The organism is Paenibacillus cineris (genome assembly GCF_018333335.1).
In the GTDB taxonomy this organism is placed as follows: Bacteria; Bacillota; Bacilli; order Paenibacillales; family Paenibacillaceae; genus Paenibacillus_AQ; species Paenibacillus_AQ favisporus.
The window spans coordinates 967,419-986,397 of sequence record NZ_BORU01000001.1 but is presented as its reverse complement, the minus strand read 5'-3'; the positions used below and the strand labels follow the sequence as shown (position 1 = coordinate 986,397).

General features: G+C 47.0%; 18 protein-coding genes. 10 read left to right on the top strand and 8 right to left on the bottom strand.

Going from position 1 to position 18,979, the window contains the following annotated elements:
- Positions 1-84 precede the first annotated feature (84 nt).
- Positions 85-999 carry an AraC family transcriptional regulator gene (locus KI379_RS05010; protein WP_212982935.1) on the bottom strand — a complete coding sequence of 305 codons (915 nt, stop codon included), beginning with the start codon at positions 997-999 and terminating at the stop codon, positions 85-87.
- A 346-nt stretch (positions 1,000-1,345) separates the two neighbouring features.
- On the opposite strand from KI379_RS05010, the gene KI379_RS05005 reads away from it, so the two are divergent.
- From KI379_RS05005 to KI379_RS04985, 5 genes are read left to right on the top strand one after another with little or no spacing between them, the layout of a single operon-like run.
- On the top strand, positions 1,346-2,635 hold the full coding sequence (locus KI379_RS05005) for an ABC transporter substrate-binding protein (protein ID WP_244879194.1): 1,290 nt from the start codon (positions 1,346-1,348) through the stop codon (positions 2,633-2,635).
- 30 nt (positions 2,636-2,665) lie between these two features.
- The gene (locus tag KI379_RS05000; protein ID WP_212984610.1) at positions 2,666-3,580 is read left to right on the top strand and encodes a carbohydrate ABC transporter permease; all 915 of its coding nucleotides are present in this window, start codon (positions 2,666-2,668) and stop codon (positions 3,578-3,580) included.
- 15 nt (positions 3,581-3,595) lie between these two features.
- A complete protein-coding gene (locus tag KI379_RS04995) occupies positions 3,596-4,441 on the top strand; it encodes a carbohydrate ABC transporter permease (protein ID WP_212982934.1) in 846 nt (281 codons plus the stop codon).
- 33 nt (positions 4,442-4,474) lie between these two features.
- Positions 4,475-5,164: a PIG-L deacetylase family protein gene (locus KI379_RS04990; RefSeq protein WP_212982933.1), complete on the top strand. Its 690-nt coding sequence runs from the start codon at positions 4,475-4,477 to the stop codon at positions 5,162-5,164.
- Between the two features lie 28 nt (positions 5,165-5,192).
- Positions 5,193-6,119 carry an AraC family transcriptional regulator gene (locus KI379_RS04985; protein ID WP_212982932.1) on the top strand — a complete coding sequence of 309 codons (927 nt, stop codon included), beginning with the start codon at positions 5,193-5,195 and terminating at the stop codon, positions 6,117-6,119.
- A 75-nt stretch (positions 6,120-6,194) separates the two neighbouring features.
- Here the strand turns inward: KI379_RS04985 and KI379_RS04980 are convergent, their stop codons facing one another.
- From KI379_RS04980 to KI379_RS04970, 3 genes are all read right to left on the bottom strand, one after another.
- Complete coding sequence (locus KI379_RS04980; RefSeq protein WP_212982931.1) at positions 6,195-6,578, bottom strand: YmaF family protein; 384 nt, start codon at positions 6,576-6,578, stop codon at positions 6,195-6,197.
- 193 nt (positions 6,579-6,771) lie between these two features.
- A complete protein-coding gene (locus KI379_RS04975) occupies positions 6,772-7,632 on the bottom strand; it encodes a hypothetical protein (protein ID WP_145135652.1) in 861 nt (286 codons plus the stop codon).
- A gap of 113 nt (positions 7,633-7,745) precedes the next feature.
- On the bottom strand, positions 7,746-8,777 hold the full coding sequence (locus KI379_RS04970) for a Cfr family 23S rRNA (adenine(2503)-C(8))-methyltransferase (RefSeq protein ID WP_212982930.1): 1,032 nt from the start codon (positions 8,775-8,777) through the stop codon (positions 7,746-7,748).
- Between the two features lie 480 nt (positions 8,778-9,257).
- On the opposite strand from KI379_RS04970, the gene KI379_RS04965 reads away from it, so the two are divergent.
- The gene (locus tag KI379_RS04965) at positions 9,258-9,677 is read left to right on the top strand and encodes a DUF1259 domain-containing protein (RefSeq protein WP_212984609.1); all 420 of its coding nucleotides are present in this window, start codon (positions 9,258-9,260) and stop codon (positions 9,675-9,677) included.
- 53 nt (positions 9,678-9,730) lie between these two features.
- Positions 9,731-10,150: a DUF1259 domain-containing protein gene (locus KI379_RS04960; RefSeq protein WP_076169218.1), complete on the top strand. Its 420-nt coding sequence runs from the start codon at positions 9,731-9,733 to the stop codon at positions 10,148-10,150.
- A gap of 111 nt (positions 10,151-10,261) precedes the next feature.
- Here the strand turns inward: KI379_RS04960 and KI379_RS04955 are convergent, their stop codons facing one another.
- Positions 10,262-11,875, bottom strand: coding sequence for a GMC family oxidoreductase (locus KI379_RS04955; RefSeq protein ID WP_212982929.1), 1,614 nt, complete (start codon positions 11,873-11,875; stop codon positions 10,262-10,264).
- Positions 11,876-11,917: 42 nt separating this feature from the next.
- On the opposite strand from KI379_RS04955, the gene KI379_RS04950 reads away from it, so the two are divergent.
- Complete coding sequence (locus KI379_RS04950; protein WP_212982928.1) at positions 11,918-12,253, top strand: hypothetical protein; 336 nt, start codon at positions 11,918-11,920, stop codon at positions 12,251-12,253.
- Between the two features lie 171 nt (positions 12,254-12,424).
- Here the strand turns inward: KI379_RS04950 and KI379_RS04945 are convergent, their stop codons facing one another.
- Positions 12,425-13,582 (bottom strand): DUF5050 domain-containing protein, encoded by a 1,158-nt coding sequence (locus tag KI379_RS04945; protein ID WP_212982927.1) that lies wholly within the window; start codon positions 13,580-13,582, stop codon positions 12,425-12,427.
- Positions 13,583-13,843: 261 nt separating this feature from the next.
- Between KI379_RS04945 and KI379_RS04940 the strand changes: the two genes are divergently transcribed.
- On the top strand, positions 13,844-14,224 hold the full coding sequence (locus KI379_RS04940) for a hypothetical protein (protein WP_212982926.1): 381 nt from the start codon (positions 13,844-13,846) through the stop codon (positions 14,222-14,224).
- An 82-nt stretch (positions 14,225-14,306) separates the two neighbouring features.
- Here the strand turns inward: KI379_RS04940 and lepB are convergent, their stop codons facing one another.
- A complete protein-coding gene (gene lepB, locus KI379_RS04935; protein ID WP_145135663.1) occupies positions 14,307-14,879 on the bottom strand; it encodes a signal peptidase I in 573 nt (190 codons plus the stop codon).
- A gap of 945 nt (positions 14,880-15,824) precedes the next feature.
- On the opposite strand from lepB, the gene KI379_RS04930 reads away from it, so the two are divergent.
- A complete protein-coding gene (locus tag KI379_RS04930; RefSeq protein ID WP_244879193.1) occupies positions 15,825-16,115 on the top strand; it encodes a hypothetical protein in 291 nt (96 codons plus the stop codon).
- Positions 16,116-16,320: 205 nt separating this feature from the next.
- On the opposite strand, the gene KI379_RS04925 is transcribed toward KI379_RS04930, so the two are convergent.
- On the bottom strand, positions 16,321-18,933 hold the full coding sequence (locus tag KI379_RS04925; protein WP_212982925.1) for an adenosylcobalamin-dependent ribonucleoside-diphosphate reductase: 2,613 nt from the start codon (positions 18,931-18,933) through the stop codon (positions 16,321-16,323).
- Between the last annotated feature and the right edge of the window lie 46 nt (positions 18,934-18,979).

Sequence of the window (18,979 nt, the reverse complement as noted above, 5' to 3'; positions counted from 1 at the left end):
CCTCCTATATTACGTCCGGGAAGAACAACGTTTCCATAGTAATCTTTCTTCTATTACAGCAAAATATTGCGGTTTATTCGCCGACTAATCAGAAAAACGTCTGTCGACGTTATAATCTTCAAAAAACATCCGGCTGAACGTCAGCTGCCCCTCTTCGGAGCGGAAGCCCCCGGGCGTCAGCCCGGTCATCTTGCGGAACACCTTGATCAGGTAACTGCCGCCGGAATATCCGACCTGCTCCGCAATCTGTTCAACGCTCATATCCGTCTGCCGGAGCAGCCGCATCGCTTGTTCAATGCGGACCCGGTTTAAATATTCGCTCGGCGTCTGGCCGACCGCGGCCGCAAACGTGCGCAGCAAATGGTATTTGGACCACCCGAGCCGTTCCGACAGCTGGTCCAGGCTGATCATCGAGCGGTAATTCGCATCCATATACTCGGCGGCCTGTCGCACTTTCTCCGGCCAGTTCCGGCGCTCGTCATGCGGCGCTACCGCATACCGGCACAGCTCAGAAATGAAAGAGTATACACAGGAAGAGGCCGTGTAAGGGTCGGTAATCCGGCCGTGGCCCGCCTGATCCCAAATCTCCAGCAGGGCGCGGACAGGCCGGCTTGTGGGCGGCAAGTAGGGAGCCTCTCCCAACCGCAGCTTTGCTTCCTCCCAATTCGGCAGGATGAGCGATGGGCGTATCAAAATAAACACGAAGGACCAGTGCGACCCGTCCGCCGGAAAATAGTAGCGGTGATCACCCGGGATCTCGGTCATGATCGCCCGTCCCTGATCGATCCGGTACGTCTCCGTCCCCGACTCGAACATGCCCTCACCCTCCAGCGTATACTGGAACAGCAACAGCGGACCGTCCTTCCGCTCCTCCCCGTCCCATCGGTACGACGGATGCCTGATCTCGTCCCGCCCGACCGCAAACAATTCGCACAGCGCCAGGTGCGAAGGCGCCGTGAAACGAAAGCCGTATGTGCCTGTCTCCGTACCGGATGCCATGCGTCTCCCTCCTGTTCAAGCATGATCTTTATATGATAGGGCTTAGTTATAACTATAATCCCTCACCGTTCATGCGCATATAGAAAAAGACCGCCGAGCTGGCAGTCTTGGTTTTATTCTTAGGAAATCAAGCACTCTTAACAACCAATTGAAGAGGCTTCCCCTCCATTTCCAATGCTATATTCTTCAAAAAAAATAAATTGGCAAAAGGTAAAAATATCTAATGTTTCACGCAAGGAATCATTTGAAAATCACGATAGATTATCCTAAGATATTAAATATCACTAAATCCTAGTGGTTTACACGGATTTATTCTATTTAATTCATAGGGGAGTGACAAACGGATATGAACAAAATTTATGCACCCATCCTCATTTTTACGGTTATGCTCACACTTCTTCTTTCCGGGTGCGGAGCCGGAAATTCAGCCAGCGATTCGTCCAATGAATCAGAGTCCGCCTCCGGCAATGTCACGCTGACATACGGACTTTGGGATCAAGTCCAACAGCCGGCCATGGAGAAAATTATCGCGAAATTCGAGGAACAGCATCCGGATATCCATGTTGAGATCAAGTTAACCCCATGGAATGAATACTGGACCAAATTGGAAACGGCAGCTACCGGAGGAAACCTCCCCGATGTATTTTGGATTAACGGAGCAAGTTTGCCGAAGTATGCATCCAACAATCAACTGCTGAATCTGGACGACTACGCAAAAGACACAAGCCTCGATTTCGGAAATTATCCTCAGGGCCTCGTCGACATCTATACATACGATGGCAAACATTACGGGGTACCCAAAGACATGGACGCTATCGGTTTATGGTACAACAAAAGTTTATTTGATCAAGCAGGCATCCCTTATCCGGATGAAACATGGGATTGGAACAAGGCCGCCCTGGCCGCGCAGAAATTAACTGATCCGGCCAATGGCATATGGGGGCTTCCCGCTCAGTTCCAGGGACAAACAGGATATTACAATACAATACTTGAAGCCGGGGGTGGATTCTATACGGATGACGGAAAGAAATCCTTGTACGATTCTCCGGAGAGCATTCGCGGCCTCCAGCTTCAGACCGATCTGATTCACAAGTATAAGGTTTCTCCAACGCTTGCCCAAATGACGGATACGTCGCCCAAAGATCTGTTTAAATCCGGAAAAGTAGCCATGCTGATAGATGGATCTTGGAATGTCAAAGATTTTGCCACCAATGAGTATACCAAGAACGATGTCGATGTTGCTCTTCTACCTAAAGATAAGTTGAGAACAAGCGTCATTCATGGGCTCGCTAATGTAGGTGCAGCTAATACGAAGCATCCTAAAGAAGTCATCGAATTCCTTGATTTCCTGGGTTCCAAAGAATCTGCCGATATCCAAGGGGAAGACGGAACCGCACTGCCTGCATTTCATGGCGGACAGGAATTGTGGCTCAAATCGGTACCCCAGTTCCACCTGCAGAACTTGCTGGATATGGCTAACGCTGCAAAAGCATTACCGCGCGGACCGCAAAATGCCAAGCTCGACGGTTTGGAAGAAGAGTACCTGAAAAGTGCTTATACAGGTGAATCCACTCCTGAAGAAGCCGCCAAAGCGTATGCCAAAGCTGTGAACGAAGCCATCGCATCCAATCCATAAACGTCATTGCATCGGAGGGAAACTCATGTGATGAATGCAAAACAACTATCCACTATCAACGCCAAGCGTTCAAAGCTGAAGAGGAGGGAATATGGATGGGGATACGCCATGGTATTACCCCTTCTGTTCGGCATGAGCGCGTTGTTCATATGGCCGGTACTGAGGACCATTTATTTATCCTTCACGGAATGGAGCGATTTTGGCAATTATCATTGGACAGGTCTGAGCAATTACACCAGGCTGATCCGTGATACGGCCGTATACCATTCCCTTCTGCACACGCTTCAATACGTAATCATCTATGTGCCTGCGATTGTCATTCTGTCCACCTTGGCGGGTGTTCTGCTGAGCAGCAAAGTTCGCGGCATATCGGTGTATAGGACGATTTTTTTCCTGCCGTCCGTGTTGATGCCGGCTGCCATCGCCATGTCTTGGAAATGGATATTAAATGGCGATTACGGGCTGCTGAACGCCGGCCTGAAGCTGCTTTCGATTCACGGCGTTAGCTGGCTGACGGATTCCCGAACCGTTCTCATCTCCGTCGTAGGCGTAGCTGTATGGGGAGCAGTTGGTCTTCAAGCCGTCATTATCATATCGGGGATTAAGGGAATTTCCCCTATGCTTTATGAAGCGGCTTCCATCGAAGGCGCGGGCCGAGTGTCCCAATTTTTCCGGATTACGCTCCCTTTGATCACGCCGACCCTGTTTTTCGTATCGGTTACTTCGCTCATCGGAGCCATGCAGGTATTCGATCTCATTTATATGATGGTCGGCACAGTAGCCATCGATCATGTCAATACGGTTGTCTACTTGTTCTATCAACAAGCTTTTATTAAAAATGATAAGGGATATGCATCTTCCATTGCCGTTCTATTATTTATCATGATCCTGATCGTGACGGCGCTCCAATTCAAACTGCAGAAAAAATGGGTGCATTATGATTAAGGAGGGGCGGTAAAGATGACCACAGCTACGCATGAAAAACAAAAACGAAGATTCCAGCCTATGATCATTCATATCGTGCTTATGGTCGGGTCGTTCCTTATGGTTGTCCCCGTATTATGGTCACTCCTTACTTCCCTAAAAGCTCCTGATGAAGTGACCCGGATCCCGATCACGATTCTTCCGGGCCAGCCGCATTGGGACAATTTCCAAAAGGTCGCCGACTTGCTTCCTTTTATGACGTTTTATTGGAATACGGTTGTAACGACGCTCGTCAAGGTGCTGTTCGGTTTATTAATCAGTTCCTTGGCCGCTTATGCCTTCGCCAGAATTTATTTTCCCGGCAGAACCCTGCTGTTTTTGCTGGTTTTATCGGTTATGATGGTTCCCGGCCAAGTCTTTCTGATTCCCCAATACTTATTAATGAAAGATTTGGGGTGGCTGAACTCCCTGAAAGCCATTACCGTAACCGGTATGTTCAGCGCGTACTCCACTTTTCTGCTTCGTCAGTTTTTTCTTGGGCTTCCTTCGGAACTCGAGGAATCTGCCAGGATCGACGGATGCAATCCCTTCCGTATCTACTGGAATATCATGCTCCCATTAGCAAAGCCAGGATTGATTTCCGTGGCGATCATCTCCACCCTATGGTCGTGGAACGACTTCCTCTGGCCGCTTGTCGTCAACGATTCGATGGACAAAATGACGCTGGCCGTCGGACTTGCCTCCCTTCAGGGGCAGTTCACGACAAATTATCCGGTATTGATGGCAGGCATGCTCTTGGCCGTATGGCCCATGATCCTTATTTTTTTTCTGCTGCAAAAGCAGTTCATCGAGGGAATTACCTTAGGCGGGTTAAAGGGATAACGATTCAAAACCTAAATGACTGGAGGGTTTCATATGGAAAAGTGGAACGTACTTGTAATCACGGCACATCCCGATGACGAAGTATCCTGCGGCGGCACGCTGGCCAAACTGGCCGAACAAGGCCATTCGGTAACCATCGCCATCGCGACGAACGGGAATCGGGGAACGCAGGATACGTCAGTAAAGCCGGAACAATTAGCCCAGACCCGCGAAAGGGAAATGGAGGAAGCCGCCCGTATTCTGGGTGTGAATCGAGTGATCCAGCTCGGATTCGATGACGGAACCTTAAGCGAACAGCCGGACTTGAAGGAACGCATCTTCCGCCTGATCCGGAACGAAAAACCCGATGTGGTAATCACTTTGGACGCCTGGAAAAAATGGGAATTCCATCCCGACCATCGCGCACTCGGCCTAGCCGCTGCCGAAGCCGCCTATTTGGCCGACAGCTACGGTTATTATCCGAAGCATCTGGAAGAAGGCATTCAGCCGTGGAAGCCGCGCGAGGTCTACCTCCTCTGGTCGGATGAACCTAATTATACGGTGGATGTCACTGACACATGGGAAGCCAAGCTACAAGCCGCTGATTCGCATGTCAGTCAAGGTTCCGGAGGCAAAACGTTTAAGGAGAACTATTTGAGACATGTCCAGTCCGCTTCGAAAGATGGTGAGCTTCGGAAAACCGAATCCTTTCGCAAAATCTATGGCAGCTCATATCTCATATAAACCAATAAAACCGGGGGAGGATGAAGAGATGGATAAGCACAAGAACAATATCTCCCCAAAGGATGGTCTGCCCGATTCATTAAAAACGTTTCAGGGATTCGATGAATTTCAAATATTTACGAATCTAAACGAGGAAGAGTGGCGGATGCCCTTTGAATGGCATGAGCAGTTGGAGGTGTTCTATGTCTTATCGGGACGGGGGCAGTTTTATATCGATAACAAAACCTATGTGTTTGAACCAGGCGACCTGTTCGTCATCGGCAATCAGGAGCTCCATAAAAGCCAGCTGGTCAACAACGAACCGTTTGAAGCCAAAGTACTTATGTTCAACCGGCAGCTTGCCGAAACCGACCCGCTGCAGGACGAGGTCAATCTGCTGTCTTTGTTCGAAAAACGCGAGCCGGGGTTCTCCCATTGCCTTAGAGTCAATGAACCTTTAAAAAAGAAGCTCGAGTTCGGTTTCAGTCAGCTGCAAGAGCATTACGACCATCAAAACCGTTACTCGAGCCAAAAAATCAAGTCACTCCTGCAATGGATTTTACTGGAGATCAAAGAAGGTTATGAGGACAATTCCCCATATTCTAAGATGGAGGACGCGTCGCATGTGCATTTCAAACCCGTTGTATCCAAAGCCATGGAATACATCGCGCAGTACTATGCCGAAGAAATCACTCTGGACCGTATCGCCGATTTTATCGGAGTGAATTCATCCTATCTGAGCCGCGTATTCAAGCAAAATTCAGGCTTTTCCGTCGTGGAGTTCATTACCTTCAAGCGCATTTGGCGGGCCAAGGAAATGCTCCTGTATACGAACCAGCGGATTACGGATATCGCTCATTCGGTCGGGTTCAACAACGTCACCCATTTTCAATGGACTTTTAAAAAAATGTTCGCCATGAGCCCAGGGCAATACCGCAAATCCCCGCGCAACTATTACCACTTGGAGAAATACTGAGCAGATCACGTATGCATTGTATCCCATTTATGGAGCAAAAAAAGCCGGAAACTCCGGCTTTTTTCCATGCTGATTTCAATTAACGAGCGGGGATTGAATTAGCGTGGCGAATTTAAATTTGTGTACGTGACCGTCATTTAATGTCGTTTGGCCGGTAACAAAGTGGACGTGTTTCCCATTCCCTACTGAAATCGCTGGTCCGGTTCTAATTTTTTTCAGATTATGAAAATGATCAAAAAAATCGGTTCTTGTCAGATCAATTTCATGCACATGGCTATTCCCTACAGGAATGGCTTGACCCGTAACCCCGGCAAAACGATGGTTATGACGTTCTTCGCCTTCTTCGGCCAGTTGGGTACTGCCTTCAAATTCATGTACATGCCGCTGCGACTTTTTGGAAGATGTTTTTTTCGTTGAGATGACGGCCTTTTTTTCGGCATTTGTAAATTCCTCCTCCATTCTAACATTGCTAAGGCTAACAACATCTTATTAGGGCAAATGCATAAACGTTCCGGGCGAATATCACGACTCTCGGTTCGGTTTGCCTTAACGAGCACCACGCGAAGAAGGCACTCCAGGTTGGAGTGCCTTCTTCCATAATGAAGATCGGAGAAAGTCCGGACAGACGGAACGGTTACTTGGTTAAGTCACTTCATTTTTTCTTCAAAGTCCGCCGACGGTTTGCGGCGGGTCTACAGCATGGCTTTCTTGCCTTTGATATGGCTTTCGCGGTGCGTCTGCGTCGGCTTACATCCGGTTTCATTCTTCTCATTTTCGCAGTCAGGGTATTATTGAGCTTTTTCACCATTGGCCGGTTGTTCTTCTTCCGGGCGCTCCCTAATTTCTTGTTTCTCAGGTAAGAACTCGCGGCATTTTGTACGATCACTTTACTCTGCTTGGCAACCGAGCACTGAGCCGAATTAATGATTGGATCACTTGATGGAATAATGGGATACATCAGGTTTTGTGGATTATTACTGTGGGCACTGCCAGGGTTCGAAGGATCATTGATCGTAAAACTCCCGGGGTTGCTGTTGTCCAAAAAGCGTCCAAATAATACATGGCCTGCCTCATGCGCAAATGCATACGTGTCAATAGCTCTACCACTCAATACAACACGGCCTATGAGTCCATAATCCGTTGTGCTCCGGAAAAAGGTGAATTCCGGCCCTCCGTTTCCGATCGATCCCGGCGACAAGCTGTCTCCGCTTAGATAAACAACGTATATGGCGGTCGCATCATTAAGAGTGGTTCTCGCTTGAGTAATAAGATTCGCTACTCTTGGGTCATTGACGTTAGACACAGTACTCGCATCGATCGTGACATCCGGATGATAGAATATTCTTAATGAAGCAAATCGAAGCCCGCAGCTTACACCCGGAGCAAAACCGGTTCCCCATGCTGCATTTGCGAGGGTTAAATCGTTATTAAACCTGGCTTGGCGTTCTTCGGCCGTTGCACTTGACCGTGCACCGTTCGTAAAAATACCTACGACGCGAATGGTAGAAGCCATCTATCGTCATCTCCTTTTAACTGAAGTCATTCTAGTAGATGAAAAAGGAGCATAGATGGCCTGGATCAATAGATTAGGGAACCTGGCTCAATTTTTAGATACGTCCATGTTTGCTATTGTGATCCGTACAGCTGACCGCATCCTGCGTTGATATCGGAACCGAACTGGGTTCTGACGGTAACATGGACTCCTTTGGTCTTTAAGATTTTAAGGAACATGCTGATTCCGCTCTGATCCGATTCTTTATACCTTTGCGGGGTGGCCGTGGTGGCATTGTAAGGGATGAGATTGACGTGATATAAATGTTCCCATGGTCCTCTTCCACGCAGTAAATCAGCAACCGCTTCAGCGTGTTTAGCCGAGTCGTTGATTCCCCTCAAAAGGATATAAGCAATGTATACCTTTCGTTTCGTCGTTTGAATATGCTCATCAAGCACTTTCATCACTTCTTCCAGCGGAAAATGATGATTGATGGGCATGAGCTCGCTTCTCTGATCCGGAAATGGGGAGTGGAGAGAAAACGTTAGATTCATCTGCGGAAAATCCTTCATTAATTTCTTTACTCCAGGCAGTATGCCTATCGTAGACACCGTAATCCTCCGATGCCCCAGGCCGAAAAGCTCAGGATCGGTCAGCACATGTAAGGCATCAAACACATACGGATTTGCAAGGGCTTCGCCCATCCCCATAAAGGATACACTGTCCAATGGGTAGCCATTCAAGTGGAAATAAAGAAGCTGGTCCGTGATTTCATCCGCTGTGAGATTTCTCTTCAGCCCCAGCGTTCCCGTAGCGCAAAAGGTACAGCCAAACCCGCAGCCGCACTGGGATGAGATGCAGTAGGATTCCCACCCGTTTTTATAACTTAACTTTACGGATTCGATATGTTCGTCGCCAGGGATAACAAATAGAATTTTGCTAACTTGCTTGGATTGCTGCACGATTTTGGGCGTAATGCTCAGCACAGGGTTGCCAATCTCCTTGATGAATTCGTTTCTTACGGCTTTAGGCAAGCTGCTCATTTCTTCAAAATGTCCGATGTTCTGCTTGAAAATAGCTTCTGTTATTTGCTTGTATCTATAATCCGGTTGTTTCAGGATAGATAGGATCTGGCGGATTTTTTCATATTTCGTGATGTGCTTCAACGTTAACGATCTCCTTTTACACGGAGACAACGCAAAAAAAGCACCAGCATACCGGTGCTTTCTTGCGATACATTAACCAAGCTATACACAAACAAGCGACTATTTTAAAAACAAGTCACCTGCGATATTTATGCATAGAAGGATAAAGCTCCGGTATCCGATTTGTGATTTGGTGAACCTTGCCCAGCATTGCTCCCGAAGACAGGTTCACCTGATCATCTACAATCTCAGAAATCGTCATCGCTTTATCCCTCCCTGTTCATTTGATATGGATGAAACTATCACAAAATGCCTCTCCCCGTCAAGCATTTGTCATGCTGCTCTGGAAGAAAAAGCGTCGCAGGTTCAGACAACGGGCCGGCCTGTTCATGATGCAGCATCGGTCGTTCGTTTTTTATGCTAGTACCCTACGCTATCAGTCCATACCTCTTCCTTCCTTGATCATAGGATACATAGAACTTGATTAAAGGAGGACTTATGATGGCGGAACAAGTAAAGGTTAGCCCGCAGTTCAAAAGACTTTGTGCCCAATTCGGAAAAATATTGGGAGGCGAATCGGAAATTGAAGCAGGTCCGGTTTGCTTTGTTACGCGGATGACGAATTTAAGAGAAACCATTCTTGGCAAAAGAACGCGTTCCCCTTTGGTTCAAATGCAAATGTTTTCCTTCGAATCTCTTGATAAGTCGGGCCGCGCGCTTTGTTTGGGTGAAACGGCCGTTCACCAAAATCAGGTGAATCGGTTGATGTCGAACCTCCGTAAACGCGGGATTAAAGTAACCGCAGTCCATAACCACTGGCTGAAAGAGCAGCCTCGCTTAATGTATATGCACTGGGAGTCTATTGACAATCCGGTTGCATTCGCCAGAAAAACAAAAGAATCCATTAAATTCCTGGGCTAACACGGTTAAACGGGCAGGCTGTATTATATCATTTCATGGGAGGATGATTTCGGATGGCGCAAGTTAAAGTAAGTCCTCGCTTTAAAAAACTATGTAACGAATTCTCAGCTATTTTAGGTGGAACGGAGCACGAAATTACAAAAGGTCCGGTTTGTTTTGTCTCCAGAAATCGGGTCATTAGAGCCTCGATTTTAGGAAGACGTACCACTTCTCCTTTGGTCCGCTATCAACTTTTCTCCTTCGAATCTCTGAACAGTTCAGGCAAGGCGCTCTGTTTAGGCGAAACGGCTCTCTTCCAAAGTCAAGTCAACCGCTTGCTGAGCAATCTCCGCAAAAACGGGATTAAAGTAACGGCCGTCCACAATCACTGGTTATTCGAGAATCCGCGCTTGATGTACGTTCACTGGGAGTCGATCGATGATCCCATTGCATTTGCCAGAAAAACCAAAGAATCCATTAAGTTTTTGGGCTGAAGAACAACAAGGAGCAAAGCGCTTCATGTACCGGCTGCACAGCATATAGAAAAAGTCCCCGGGCTTTCGAGCTCGGGGACTTAGGCGTTATTTATGATTAAGTTGGGGTCATTACTCTTCGTCGCCCTCGGATGGCTGTCTTCTGCCTTTTTTATCCGGTGAGACCAATTGCCTGGCAATCGTATAACCAATAAGGAAAGTAGCGGCGGATGTATTACCGTCCACCGTAAATGGAATGATGGAAGCGTCGGCAACGATCAAATCCTCTACCCCATGCACATGGCCCGTTCGATCCACTACCCCTCCCTTTTTTAACGGAGCCATACGAAGGGAGCTTTGCTGGTGATGATTATGGTCGAAATTCTGTTTAATATACTCCTCCAATTGAGCGTCGTCCTCGATTATATCCAGTGTCGGTGAAACAAGCTGGTACGACGGATCGATGGATGCGAGTTCTGCCGCTATATTTTTCACATAGGTTCTAAAAATATTTTTAACCGCTTCCATGTCATCCGGATTGGCGAGAAATCCTTCATCCGCAAGCACGATTTTAAGCGGATCCTTGTTCTGTATCTTAATCGAGCCGCGGCTCTTGGGGCGCAAGTAAAGAACCGCTAAAGTTAACGTGCTGTCAGAACCAATGCCAATCAGTTGAACCGCCCGGCGATTGCTGTTTACACCCGACGGATCGGGCAAAAAGGCTCCCCCTGTATAAAGGGCATCCGGGTCATTCGCAGGCAGGGGAGCATCGTTCGGATTGGTAGTGAAAGCGGCAAAGTTAAGCGTGTGATTTCTCAGCCTCTTACCTACGTTCGGGTTATTAAAAATCACGGGGATACCCGCTTCTTTAAGTAATGCAGCTGGACCAATTCCGGACAGCATTAATAGTTGAGCGCTATTGATGCCCGCAGATATAATGACCTTTTTTTGGGCGTAAGCACGAATGCGTCTTCCTTCTTTCAGGAATTCGACCCCTGTGGCGCGTTTCTTGTCAAAAAGCACGCGCAGAGCCGTTGAATTAAAGAACACTTTGAGTTTCCTGCCGTTTACACCGCGGCCGGAAGGCGTCATGATGTCCGGGGAGAGAAAGGCTGTGGAGGAACTTTCCCTTCGGCCATTTGGATTTTGATACAACTGCCAGCGGGTAAATGGACCCAGGGGAGTTTTAGGATCGTTATAATCAAGGATCTCGGGATAGCCTGTAGCCCTCTCAATAGCCGTCGTGAGCTTTTCCGCCATAGATGTGGGATTTACCGGGGCCTGCCTAATATCGATCCGTCCATTGAATCCACGGGCGTTTAGATCATCGGTTTCTCCGTTATACTTCTCTAATTTTTTGAATCGGCGAATGGCCCGTCTAGGTGACCACAGCGGACCCAAGAGCTTTTCCCATTCCCTGAAAACGGCTGATGTAGGACGTACATACTGCTCACCGTTAATCGATGACCCTCCGCCAAAAAGGCGTCCCGTTGTCCATTCAAACGCCCGTTCATCCAGCTCCTCTTGCGGAACCCCTTCCCCCTGCCAAAAATATTGGGGAAAGAACTGTTCTTCCAATTCCAGCGCGAATGTAGAGTCCCTGATGGGAGTGTCTTTATCGTTGTTCCCACCGGCCTCCAGGACAAGAACCGATACTTCTTTATGATCGCTTAATGTTTTGGCGATGACGGCGCCAGCAGGACCCGTTCCTACGATAATATAATCAAAGGTTAATTTCCGGCTCATCTAAGCTCTCCTTGTTATATGGTCTAATGTAAGGATATTACATTGACCTGTACCATGTTCCTGAGCGGAAATCAAAATGCTATAACATTAAAGAATTACCAAATTTTAAAAACTGGTGGAAATTCATCTTCTTTTGATGGAAAGTTAATTATTAATGCAATAAACACTACTGCCGAAAATATTGCAGAAGGCAAAAACGACATTAATGTATTAATTGGGTTTGAAAATGGAACATATTCGGGAGAACCATACAACAAATTTGCATGCCCTAGACCAGGAGTCGAACATAATAGAACGATTCAGCGGATTGTAACATTAACCCTATCCTCAGATGACAAAATTAGTGCAATCATAGCAGTGGGAAGATCTTTTGAATAGATAATAAATTTCCGAGACATATGTACCGATTTTGTGAACAGGTCCATGCCCTCCGCAACGCGATCAAGGTCAATCTCGAGCAAACAAAGGCTGGCTGAACACTGAAAAGGCGTTATTTGTTGCGATTTTTGCAACAAATAACGCCAATCAATTATTCAAGCAATACTAAATTTAATTTATATTAATTGGGATCCGCTTATTTCCATCAATATAGTACCATTCATTATAACCAGCGGAAATATCCGTTACATAATAGTGGTTAGATGTAGAGTACAATCGAAGACCACTTTCTCCAATTTCGTCTTTAACTTTTCCATCTAACGTTAATTTGACCATCGTTTTCTGTCCGTGATTACCATCATTCCCCTCGTCCAACAATATATATTTATTGTCTACATTTAACGAGAAAATGTTGTTTTTTTCTGACTGGTAAATAGCTTTTCTGTTAGTAGCATCAAAATTCATTGAATAAACAATTCTATGGTCATGAAAGTATATTTTTCCATTTTGTATTATTGGTTCAAGTGTAGTTTCACTAGAAAAAGTATATAATTTCTTCTCCTGTGGATTTAAAATATTTGTTTTGAAGAGTACATTTTTACGCATGAAGAATAAATCATTATTAACTACGTTAATCAACGTTCCATCATTAACAACGGAATGTTTCTGTGATCCGTCTCTCTTCATTTTATAGATACGATTATCTTCATCATTATAATAAAGCCAATCACCAACTAAAACTAATCTTGTTCCACTGCTCGATAGCTTTTGAAGTTGATTATTGCTTAAATTCAGTTTGTAAATCCCATTATCAACGAAATAAATATTGTCTGAATCTAAGTTTAAATATGTCGCCACATTAGAAGCAATTTTAATTTGCTGAGTTCCATCTGGTTTTATCTTATAAAGACCATCTTTTGTGGAAGGAGTAGCGAGGCTTTCTTTATAAGATACGTAGACCCAGTTATCATTTCCAGCAATTAAACCACCGTTGGCTAAGTTACTTGCAGTATTTCCGTATTCCCCTATTGTAAGAGGAGGATTCTGATCTTCTTCCGGGACTTGCTCTCCAATAGACACAGTCTTATTCTCATTATTCCAAATTACTTCTTTACCTAAAAGTTCACTAATACTGCGAAGAGGGACATAAGTTACACCTTTATAATTAAAGTTATCGGTATCTACGTGTTTGCCATTCACCATTATTGTTATGGAATTAAAAAGTGCAGAAATATTTGTTTCAATTTTTTTCGCAGAAACAGAAGACGTATTAAAAACAATAGCTGCTCCGCTAAATCCAATTACTAATCCGAGAAAAAGCTTTTTCAACTGGTTCCTCCTTCTTATAACATGAATTATTTTTAAAAAGTATGTGTCATATTTATGACGGTAAAAGAAAAGTAAAAGTTTCGGTTTTGGTAAACTTTGAGATAAATCCAAAGCGTCATTAACCGGCAGTTTGGGGGCGCACCCTGAAGCTGCCGGTTTAATTTTACCCTACAGGGGTTTTTCGAGATATTTATATTCCTCTGGGGAAAACTATTTACGCTGGCTGGGTTGATAAACCATACAGAATCGGAGGATAACAGCATGAAGAGGGTTCTGATTGTTATCTCAATTTCTTTACTGATAATTGTCTCAAATACAGAATCAGTTTATGGGGATAGGGATGAGTCTAAAAATGATTTAGAGCTTGCTCATCAAGCGTTAATAAGTTTGCTGCAATCTGAGATAAGAACTGGACTTGTTCAATATACAGGTCAGAAGTTTGTGAAATTTGAATCTGAAGAGATCACAGATATTAAATATATTCCATTGGAATCAACAAGTGAATACTTACAAGAAGGGCACGCTTTTGAGATCTCTGTGCGTATTAGGTTAGTTGAACCGGATTCGAATATTATGATTAAACTACGGAATGACCAAGTCCCTCTAGGCAAATATGTAATAACAAATATCTGGAAAGAATAAGGGGATCTAAGCAAAGTGACTTATACTTAATCCAAGACTAAAGCATTAACGGCTCCTGGTAAGGAAATGGCCACTTTTGTATTTATTTGGTCACTCCGATGACTTTTCCAATTAGGTTTTCAGTTTTTATAGGTCCAAATAATGTGCTATCTATACTCCGCCACCAGTTATCACCGATAATAAAGAAGCAGTCGTCAGGAACCTTCACTCCCTTCATATCTCCATCCACTTTTGAGTATTCACTTGGGTATGGATATTTGCCATAGAAGGTATCTAGCTTAGAACCATTAATGTAAATTTGGTAATCCTTTATACTAACTTTCTCTCCTGGCAAGGCAATGATTCTCGCTATACTATTTTCAGGTGGGTTTAATTTAGGATTAAATGAATGATCGAACTGAGGAGTTTTATAATAAACAACGTCACCCCTTTTGAAGTTCTTGTCATTAGTATCTACGATGCTGTAGCCATGAATTAAATAAATATATCGTTCGAACATTTGATCGCTATAAAATTTTATTTTGAGATAATTTGCTGGAGGATCCTTAATAATCTCGACTTTTTCTAATGTATCAGCATCTTCTATAACTGATTTACTATTAGTGCATCCGGCTAACAATGATAATGCCAATAACAATGCAAAAGAAACCTTCAAATCAACTCACCTTTCTGATTTATTACCATCGGTTTCTCGTCTTAGCGATCAGATCCCCAAGCTGCTAGATGGCGATGACCTCAGGTTACTCTTTTGCATACTCAAATATTTCCTCAAACTTGTCTTGCATGAGTCATCCGTCCCTGTTGTTCTTAATGAGCGCTAGTCGTATCGGAAGAAAATCGCCTTGGCGGTTCTTCGTTAGCTTAACGAGGATAATTTGTTTTTGTGCTTAAAGTAATACCACCCTGAACTAAAAGCGATCACAAGATGTAACAGGTAAGGTGAGTATTCAACATATCTTCCTGGAATTCTTGCCATTAGGGCGATTGTTAAAAACCCCCAAGTCAACTGATACATGAAATTCAGAAAAAATATGGGCTTTCGTATACGATGCCAATCTTTTGAATATATCGCGATCCCCAAAAAGATTTGAATAAAGCACCAGATTAAGCTCAATTCTGCCGATTCTACACCCCAAAAAAACTCTAATATCGGGGGCAAATATAATATCCCCATAGCTGTTGTTGCACACCCGATAGCCGGTAAAAAGTTATCTGCTTTTATTTGAATCCCTCCTTAATGTACCTCTCTTAATTTAGCGCCGTCATCCGATGAAAGAAGCAGCGGCTTTGGGGTTGGCTGCCTTCAACCGTCTTTATTGAGCTATCGTTTCCCATTAGTTTAGCCTTGGATAAGTCCAAGTATATCCTGATTATTTTCTAAGATAATTATTTTCTAAGTTTATTCTGATATTCACAGTTTTTTTCAATAAATTGCGGAAGCGATTTTAAGATTGAATTTTCCATTCCATTTCAAGAGCGCCTTAACACGCGCACACCGCCAACTTGCAGCAAGGCGAAGGCTTTTCCTTATACGTATTTGGCAAGTTTGCCTTTGACGCAGCTAAAGGACGTCTGTTTCTTAGCAGCAACCCGGAGTACTATGTCGATATCGAAAAGCTGCCTGCTGAATTACGATTTAGCTCAGCTTGCAGCTGGTAAAAAGGAGTTGGCTTCGTTCGGCGAAGTATCCGATCATAGCGGAGAGCTTGTCGAGCATCCGCTGGGATTTGCCGAGCTCTATCTTCAAACCTCGGGCGCTGAAGGAATTCACGATGATATCGTGTGGAAGTCAGAACCAGGCGATGCCTTCCTGTTTCGTCTTCGGAATCCGAAAGGCGAGGAGACTTCCGATTTCGCGGGCCAAGTCCTCGTTTCTTTATCTACGGTTTAGAGCGATTCGAGTTAGAAGAACACCGGGATTATTACCCGGTAACCCGGCTTAAATAAAAAACGCCTGATCCATTGAGGATCAGGCGAAGGACATGTGTGTTTTGTTACAACTCATACACGAGCGATGAGAGGGAATCTATCTAACTTTCTCTCTTTTTCTCTATCTTCTTTTTCTCTTCTCTATTTCCCAATCAACACATCCACTCTTACGAGCACTTACTGTACCCGCAGTTGCCGCAAGTCTTGCAGCCCTCGATATTGATCAGCGCCGCAGCCCCGCAGGACGGGCACAGGTCCACCGATGCCTTCGGCGCATCATGGCTGTGCGAGTGTGTGCCGCCATGGTCCGCCGTCTCCGGTGCCAGCGTAGCTGCCACGGGCGCAGGCTCCGGATGGTCATCTTCGATGCCACTTTGCACATGCGCTTCCAGCGCCTTGGCGACCGCGTCGGCGATCGATTCCACGCGGTTGACGCCAAAGCCGATCGCGCCGGACCCGCCGATGCCCTTCAGGTGCTTGATCAGCAGCTCCACCTTGTGGCCATGGTCGCCGTAGCGGAGGAACAGGGAGCAGACGCGGCCCAGGGCTTCCGCCATGGCGAACACGTCGGAGCCTGCCTTGCCTACGTTCAGGAAGATCTCGCTCGGAATGCCATCGAGGTCGTTGATCGTAATGTACGCCATGCCGAACGGCGTGTTGATCTTATAGGTGGCACCGCGCAGCACCTGCGGCCGGCGCTTGTACTGCTTATCCACTACGGAGCTCTGGCTGCTTGCCACGGCAGCGGCTACCTGGGCACCCGCCTGCTCTGCGGCAGCCGGTACGGCAGCCTCGGAGGCAGCTGTTTCTTCAGCCGGAGCGGCCTTCGCTTCGCTCTTGTCTTCCTTCTTCTCCGTTTGCAGCACCTGCACGTCCCGGCTGCCGTCACGGTAGATCGTCACGCCCTTGCAGCCAAGGTCGAACGCCAGCTCATACAGCCGCTTCGTTTCTTCGACCGTGAAGTCGGCCGGGCAGTTCGCAGTCTTCGAGATGGAACTGTCCACCCAGCGCTGAATGGCGGCCTGGGCGCGGATATGGTCTTCCGCCGTCAGATCCATCGCCGTCACGAAGTAATCCGGCAGTTCTTCACCCGGATGGGCGTCCAGCCAGTCCTGCGCGATCGGTACGAACTGTTCGTCGAAGCCGAGGCGGCTCTGACGGAAGTATTTAAACGCGAAGTATGGCTCGATACCGGTCGACGTGCCGACCATCGTTCCCGTGCTGCCGGTCGGCGCCTGGGTGATGACGGTCACGTTGCGCATGCCCTTCTCACGGATGGCCGTGCCGACTTCCGGGAACGCCTCGGTCATATTTTTCATAAATCCGCTCTGCAAATACGGATCCGCGTCAAACGCCAGGAACGAGCCTTTCTCTTCCGCAATGTCAGCCGATGCCAGGTATGCTTCGCGGGCGATAAAACCGTACAGCTTGTCGAGGAACTCGAGTGATTCCGGACTGCCGTACCGGATGTTCAGCTTGATCATCAGCTCCGCCAGACCCATCGAACCGAGGCCGATCCGGCGCTCCTTCTTCTGGTTTTTCTCGTTTTCTTCAAAATGGTACGGCGTCGTGTCGATAACGTTATCCAGGAAACGCACGGAGTAGCGCGTCACCGTCGCCAGTTCGTCCCAAGCCACGTCATGCTTCTCTTCATCATAGAACTTGGAAAGATTCATCGCAGACAGGTTGCAGACGCCCCATGCCGGAAGCCCCTGCTCGCCGCACGGATTCGTGCAGATGATCGGGTTGAAGTACCAGCTGTTGGACATCTGGTTGTAGTATTCCATAAAGACGACGCCCGGCTCGGCTGATTTCCACGCCGATTCGATAATCGTATGCCAGATTTCGCTCGCCTTCACCGTCCGGTACGGAATGACGGCATGGCCGCCCTGCTTCCATTTCTCAAGGTCGCCGTCCCACAGCTCGTCGTAATCCGGATCCGTCGTATCCGGGAATACCAGCTCCCAGTCCAGGTCCTCCTTGACCGCCTTCATGAAATCATTGCTGACACAGACGGAAAGGTTGGCGTTCGTCACTTGTCCCATCGTCTGCTTGACCGTAATAAAATCGAGCACGTCCGGGTGCCAATCGTTGATCATGAGCATCAGCGCGCCGCGCCGGCTGCCGCCCTGCTCAATCAGGCCGGTCGTGTAGCTGAACAGTCCGCCCCAGGATACCGCACCGCTCGAGGATCCGTTCACGCCCTTGACCACGGATCTGCGCGGACGGAGCGAGGACAGGTTGATGCCGACTCCGCCGCCCCGCGCCATAATTTCGGTCATCTCGGACAGCGTCGCCATGATACCGCCACGGCTGTCCTTCGGCGAAGGAATGACGTAACAGTTAAACAGCGTCAGCTCGTCACTGGCACCCGCTCCGGCGGCAATCCGCCCGCCCGGAACGAGCTTCCAGTCTTCCAGAATATAGCGGAACTTCTCTTTCCACTCGGCCTGCAGCTCCGGCGTCGGCTCCGCCGATGCCATGGCTCCGGCCAGCCGGTCCCACATTTCCTCAGGCGTCTTCTCGATATTCAGCGTCAGCTTCTCGACGTCCGTCTCCACCAGCTCGCCGCGGCGTGTTTTTACCGTCGCCCGTTTCCCCTCGCGCGATACGATCTCGCCGACTTCCTTTGTCGGAAACTTCGGATCATCTTTGGTCAGTACAAGTACGACGTCTCCAACTTTGGCGTGATTCGGGTCCGGGTCCTTCCATGCATACCGGTCCAAAAAGATTTTTTCGCTTAACCCCTCAAGCTTCTGTTTGCTCTGAACTTGATTCACTGTTACATTCTCCTCCCATGACTGTTCTGCCGAACGTATCGGCTCT